Below are 6,638 nucleotides of genomic sequence, written 5' to 3'. Positions count from 1 at the left end.
CGTACCCCGTCATGAGGTGAGCGCCGCTACCCGTGGTGATGCAGTCCGGCCGGTCCAGAAACCCCCGGACCTCGGCAGCGTCTCGGGGCAGTGGATCGACCCAAGCCGCGCTCCACTGCTCGGTCAGGTAGCCCATGGTCTCGTGCTCTCGGCGGTCGAGTGCGGACCGGAGGAACGGGTGATCGAGCAGCGCCGGTCTGGGGGAGGGGGGAAGCGAGCTGACCCCTTCCCCCATCGCCTCCGACAAGAACGGCGCAGCATCGGCGCGCCCCTCCAGCGCGATCCGCCGCCCACGGTCCAGATACTTCCTCTGCCTGCTCATCGCTCCGCCTTTCGTCGTCGTGCCCTCGACAAGCCCCTCGGCCACGACACCGCCCGAGCTGCACTCGCGCACGAGCCGTCGCCCGACGCGATCAGCGCCGCCCGATCGCGCTCCCGCCGATCCCGCACGCTCGCCTTCAGCTCTCTCACCAACAAAAGCTATGCACGCAAGCACTACGTGGTCGATGCACTACTGTGGCCCCATGCGCGGAGGGGTCCAGGTGTGGCGACGTGGCGTTGACGGCCACGGAATCCGTCACGCCACGGCGTACGCCCTCCAGGGCGGCTGTGACGCCGCGGAGGTCGAGCGGCAGGTCTCGGCCGGAGCCGAATCTGCCGCCGCCTATGGCCCCGAGGACGCGCCGACCGTGGCCCGGTACACCGCCCGGGCCGACGGCATCCAGCGCGATCGCCTCGACGCCGAGCAACTGCACGCGTGGATCGACGGCGTGGACCCCGAGACCGGCGAGCAGCGTGGCCGCACGATGACTTCCCCGGACGCGCACCTGCTCTATGACGCGACGATCAACGCCCCGAAGTCGTACTCGCTCGCGGCGGTGCTGCACCCCGAGCTGCGCGAGGAGTTCGACGCCCTCATGGCCCGGGTGACCGACGAGACCGTCACCGCCTGGAGCGAGGAGCTGACCACCCGCCGAGGCGCGGGAGGGAAGCAGCGGATCGGCCTCGCACAGGTCGAAGTCGTGTCCTTGGACCACGAGCGCTCCCGGTCGCTGGACCCCCATGCGCACCGCCACCTCTGGCTCAATGCCAAGGTGCAGGGCGCCGATGGGAAGTGGTCCAACGTGGACTCTCAGCAGGTGTTCCGCCACCAGGTCCTCGTCAACGCCCGAGGGGAGCTGGCGGCGCGGACCGATGCCCGCTGGAGGGCAGCTCTGGCCGCTCACGGGTACACGCTCAACGACGATGGTGAGATCGCGGAGCTGTCTCACGTCGTGGAACCGATGAGTAAGCGTGCGGCTCAGATCGGGCGGAACAAAGCCCGGTTCGAGCGCGAGTGGAGGGCCGCGAATCCGGGCGAGGAGCCGAGCCCGCGGCTCATCGAGTCGTGGGATCGGCAGGCGTGGGCTCTGGACCGGGCGCAGAAGCCCGAGGATCTGGACGAGGACCAGTGGCGCGATCAGGTGCGGCGTGAGCTGGCCGACGTGGACCCCGCCGTGCTAGTGGCCCGACAGCCGGCCCCTGTGCAGCCCCGCGAAGCGCACGAGGTGGACCGAGGTCAGCTGACCGCCTACGCGCTGGGATGGACCGATCAGCGGGCCGTCCGTTCGCAGGGCCGGTTCTCCCGCGTGGACCTCCGCGCCGGGGCGACTATGGCCGTCGCGCAGGCGCAGCTGACGGTGGCTCCCGAGGAACTGGTCCGGATCATCGGTGAGGTCGAGACTCGGGCGCTGCTGGAGGCCGAGTCCCTGGCCCCGGCCGAGGTCCGCAGCCCGGAGGATGTGAAGTCTCTCCGGCTGACCTCTGTGGGCCAGACGCGCGCCCGGGTCACCGAGCGTGCGGCGGTGCGCGCCGCCGTTGGTGATCCGACGCCCGCGCCGGTCGAGGTGATCGCCGCAGCCGTCACCGTGGTGGATGCCGAGCGTGCAGACGCCGGGGAGGACCCGGTGAAGCTCGATGATCGCCAGATCGCCGCAGCCCGCGCCGTGGCGGGCAGCTCCCCGCTGGTAGCGATCGAGGGACCGGCCGGGGCCGGAAAGACCACGATGCTCACCGTCGCTGAGCGGGCCGTGGCCGCTGACGGACACCGGATGTTGACCGTCGCCCCTACGATGAAGGCCGCGCAGGTTGCGCAGGCCGAGATCGGGGCCGACGGCTCCAGCCTTCACGCGCTGCTGTATCAGCACGGGTTCCGGTGGCGCACCGAAGCCTCCGGGCAGACGACGTGGCACCGTCTCAGCTCGGGGGACACCGACACTGACGGCTCGATCTACTACGGCCCCGGCGCCGCAGCGCAGCTCGCGACCGGTGACGTAATCGTCTGCGATGAGGCCGGGATGGTGGACACGGACTCCATGGCAGCGCTGCTGACCGTGGCCGATGACTCCGGGGCACGGCTCGCCCTGGTCGGTGACCCCCACCAGGTCCGCCCGGTGGGCCACTCCGGCGCTATGGCCCTGGTGCAGGCCCAGGTGTCCGAGGAAGCGCGCGTGGACCTGCACTTGATCCACCGGTTCCGCCGCGCCGAGGACCCACGCCAGGCCGATACCGCCTATGCCGAGATCTCCCGCGACCTCCGCCACGCCGCGACGCCGGAGAAGGCACACGAGGTGGCCCTGTGGCTGCACGAGCACGGGCACGTGGACCGCCTCAGCGACAGCGCCGAACAGACCCATCAGGCCGCAGCCGCCTGGCTCACCGCTCACGGCGCGGGCGAGTCGATCGCTGTCATGGCGACCGACAACGAGACCGTGGACGCGATCAACACCGCGATCCAGGAAGCCCGGCTCGAGGCCGGACAGCTCGACACCACGGCCCGCGCAAGCGGCCGCAACGGTGCGGAGCTGCACATCGGGGACGTGGTGACCACACGCCGCAACCACCGCGGCGAGGACTTCACCGTCGCCAACCGCGAACTGTGGACGGTGCGCGAGGTTGCCCAGGACGGCACCGTGACCCTCTCCGGTGGGATCGACCAGCGCACCGAGAAGATCCCCGCGGAGTACGCGGCCGAGAGCGTGGCGCTGGGGTACGCCAGTACGGTCCACGGCGCGCAGGGCGTCACGGCCCGCCGCGCCGTCACGGTCATCTCGGAGGACACCAGCGCCGCCCAGCTGTACGTGGGCATGACCCGCGGAAAGCTGGAGAACCGCGCCCTGGTGGCCGGGGCCGATGACACCGCCGTCCTGACCCAGCTCAGTGACGCGATGCTCCGGAACCGCCACGACCTCACCGACGAACAGCTGCGCCAGCTCGTCGCCAGCGACCTCGACCGCGCAGGCGTCCAGGGCGAGGCCCACCAGGCGCAGGGCCCCGAGGCGTGGCGGCAGCGGACCTACGGCGATCTGCCCGACCCGGGCGTGGTCCACGACCGGCTCACCCGCCGCCGTGATCGGCTCGCCGCCGAGGTCCGCAGCGATGAGAACCGCAGCTACACCCTGGCTGAGAAGATCAGCGTGGAGCTGGAGCCCGCCGTGGCCGTCTCCCGCCGCGACCAGGCCGATGCCCTCACGATCCGCACCGCCGAGAAGCGCCACGAGATCGCCCAGCGCCAGCTGGACGAGGTGGAGACACGGCTGGAGAAGTCCCGGAAGAACCTGGGGCGCATCGACCACCACCTCTGCGGCCTCGCAGAGGAGATCGAGACCCGGGCTGTGATGGACCCCGAGCAGGCCCGCACTGAGCAGCACGCCCGCGAGCATGCCGCGATCCATGAGCCCGCTAAGCCCACCGACTCGCTGCGCCGCCCCTTCGGTCTCGCCCCCAGCCTCGCCAACGAGCAGGGCCGTATCCGCGCCGAGCGCGGCGAGGCCCGAACGACCATCGCCCGAGCGTCGGCCGAGCAGAACAGCGCCGGGGCGCACACGTCCGACATGCGGCGAGAGGCCGAGCAGGCAGCGGCAGCCGCCCGCACCGCCCAGCAGCAGATGGACGCCGCCGCCGAGGAGGCAGCGCGCGAGCACACCGTCACTCTCCAAAGCGATCTGACGGCCCTCCAGCGGACCCGCGAGAGCGCAGCGTCCGCAGGGGTGCTCCGCCGCCGCGGCGCTCAGCGCGTCGCGGCCGAGGCCGAGGAGCGCTTCATCACCGCGCACGGCTCCGTGCCCGAGGAGAACGTCGCCGAGACGTGGATGCAGGCGTCCGCTGCCGCGGCCGCGCACCGCGCCGTGAGTGCAGCCGGGCTCCCCGCCCGCGCCGAGGAGGCCACGGCCCAGGCCGCGCGCGCTCAGGCCGAGGTCGAGAAGGCAGAGCGCGCTGAGGTGTACTTGGCGAGGTCGATCCACACCGCCCGCCTGGACCTCAACGACCTGGACGCGCAGGAGGTCGAGCTGCGCCAGGAGGCGACCGTGCGCCGCGAGATGCCCGATGATCCGGCCGCGAAGGAGAACCGTCAGCGCCAGACCCGCGCCCGCCGAAGTGCCCCTACCGCCCGGCAGACGCAGCCTGAGCGGCCGAGATTGGACGAGGGCGCCCAGCATCGTCCCGCCCGCCCGGCCCGTTAGCAGTCGGCCCCGGTGAGAGTCCTGGGAAATCGCAAATCGTCCACAACGAGCGAGACGAGGCGATCCGGAGATAGACCCGCTTCCGATAAGTAGCGGCGCACCAGCTGCTCCCTGCCGGGTTACCCCCGTGATTCCCGCCCCTTCGGGGTCGGCTCGCCGATGCTCCGAATCTCGAAGTTCGGGGTCCATCCCTGCCAGGCGAACAGCTCGTCGAGAGGCATCGTCAGAGCCCGTCGCATGTCCGGCTGATTGTCGATGTCGTTGATCCGCATCGCGATCATGTGCATCCCATCGAGCTCCGTGCTCGGCCACGCGATGTCGCGCCGGACGGCCAGTAGGAAGTCCGACATGAGGCGCATGATCACAAGGACGGGCGGACTGGCCGCTGAGGCGACTCGAAAGCGGAAGAACTTCTCGACCACCTCGTCCGACCCCCAGACCGTCACGAACGATTGGAAGTCGGCCATGGCGTCTTCCTGTCCCTTCACGGCCTGTGCCTTGCGAGAGGGCGTGAGGGTGTCGCCCAGGGACTTGAGGAACGGTTGGTACAGCGCGTACTTCCGCTCAGCCACTCGCTCTTCCAGTGCTCGGAGCCTCGCGGCCTCGTGCTCTGCCGCCTGGGCCTTGCGCGCTGAGCGCGTTGCCCAGACGGCAGAGAAGATGCTCACGAGAGCGGGGATCGCCAGTGCGACAATCTGGAGCCAGAGGGGAAGTGTCATGCTCCGATATTGGCACCGATGTGCTGCCAGGGCCCGCGGTTCTCGATCCGAGCGGTCATGGCCCACACCCTGAGCCCCGACAGGTGCACGTCAGGTCCGAGCGAAGGTAGGCCGTCGCCTCGTCCGATGGCGCGCATATGGCGCTCGGCGGCGCTCGCGCCCACAGAGCCCACCGCCTCCTTGCCGTCGGCGCAGGCGGGGCACAGGTGCCCGCTCAGCCGTCCCAAGGCGCGACCTCCTAGCACCGTCGCGTCGGCACTCGTGGGAGTCCCGTCCGCACCGATAGATCCCCAACATTAGGCTCAGCGGTCCCTACTGAAATCAACAAATACTACATTCATTGGCCCGCCCGTGCGCCCCTTGTTCAGGTGATTCTGAACCGCCATTTCCACCCGGGAATCCTCAGCGATCGCGTATTCGCTGGACTCGCCCTCCTCGGCGATAGAGCGTGCCCATTCCTGGAGCTTGTCGGCCCGGTGGTCGGTCGCGGTGCAGCGCATCCCGCCCGTGAGCGAGGCCAGCTCAGAGCGTCCCCACGCCCAGTACCGCTGCCAGTCCACCGAGCCGGTGCCCGGCTGCATCTCGTGGTACAGCGTGTCGTAGCTATCGCGCATGGACCCGAGCAGCTGCACGAGCGCGCCGTGCTGTTCCCAGCACGGCAGGATCACCGAGGACGGCAGAGCCCAGTCCGTGGTTATCTGCGCGACCCAGAGGCGTAGCCTGCCGATCTCCTCGCCCCACTCGTGGATCGACAGACCCATCCAGTCCACAGGCGTCGGCAGCTCCGCCACCTCCGGCTCATCGGTCTGCTCGATCTCCAGTTCCAGGTCCGAGAAGTCATCCTCATGGTCACTCATCCCAACACCCACCTTTCGTACGTCTTCCACGACGGGGCTCCACCCAACGATGCGCCCACCGTGACTAGTTCCGGTCTCTTCGTCAGTGCATTGACAAGCCGTTCCACCACGACTTCATGCGCGGGGAACCGTGCCCCGAGCGCATCGACTTCCGGCACAGGCGTGGTGTCGGCCGCGATCGTCAGGTACGCCCGCACCACCGCTTCCTCATCGAGGGAACCCTCCACGGCGCGAGCCGCGCGGGAGGCCCCCGCCTGCTCCAGCAGCCGCGGCAGCTCCGCACAGATCTCTGATGCCTCGTGCCGCTCGACATCAGCGCGCAGCACCCGCCGCAGCAGCGCCGAGTACGCCGCCTGGCTCACCGCACCCCCGTCCTCGAGAACCCCCCACACGCTCTCCAGCTGCCAGGCATCCACGTCCCGCACGATCAAGGAACGCCACCGTTCGTCAACAGCCACCACGCGCTGTACGAAGGGGTGCGCCTTCTCCAGGTGATTGAAGTTGGCGCGTGCGGTCAGCTCTCGGTGCCGCGGGCCCCAGCGGGTGCCCGGGACCTCCAG

5 protein-coding genes are annotated in these 6,638 nt (G+C 70.0%); 1 reads left to right on the top strand and 4 read right to left on the bottom strand.

The window, feature by feature from the left end:
* Positions 1-322, bottom strand: a 322-nt coding sequence (locus tag VF289_RS10565) for a hypothetical protein (RefSeq protein WP_330883836.1), incomplete at its 3' end; no start/stop codon positions are given.
* 202 nt (positions 323-524) lie between these two features.
* Here VF289_RS10565 and mobF point away from each other — a divergent pair.
* Positions 525-4,502 (top strand): MobF family relaxase, encoded by a 3,978-nt coding sequence (mobF, locus tag VF289_RS10560; RefSeq protein WP_330883834.1) that lies wholly within the window; start codon positions 525-527, stop codon positions 4,500-4,502.
* A gap of 119 nt (positions 4,503-4,621) precedes the next feature.
* Here mobF and VF289_RS10555 read toward each other — a convergent pair whose 3' ends face one another.
* The 3 genes from VF289_RS10555 to VF289_RS10545 all read right to left on the bottom strand — a co-directional run.
* On the bottom strand, positions 4,622-5,221 hold the full coding sequence (locus VF289_RS10555; protein ID WP_330883832.1) for a hypothetical protein: 600 nt from the start codon (positions 5,219-5,221) through the stop codon (positions 4,622-4,624).
* A gap of 302 nt (positions 5,222-5,523) precedes the next feature.
* On the bottom strand, positions 5,524-6,078 hold the full coding sequence (locus VF289_RS10550; RefSeq protein ID WP_330883830.1) for a hypothetical protein: 555 nt from the start codon (positions 6,076-6,078) through the stop codon (positions 5,524-5,526).
* Positions 6,075-6,638 (bottom strand): hypothetical protein (locus tag VF289_RS10545; RefSeq protein ID WP_330883828.1); only part of this gene is annotated, 564 nt, incomplete at its 5' end. The genes VF289_RS10545 and VF289_RS10550, both read right to left, overlap by 4 nt.

It is taken from the genome of Brachybacterium sp., from assembly GCF_036379615.1.
Classification (GTDB): Bacteria; Actinomycetota; Actinomycetes; order Actinomycetales; family Dermabacteraceae; genus Brachybacterium.
The sequence above is the reverse complement of the archived record's forward strand: the minus strand, read 5'-3'. Positions and strand labels throughout refer to the sequence as shown.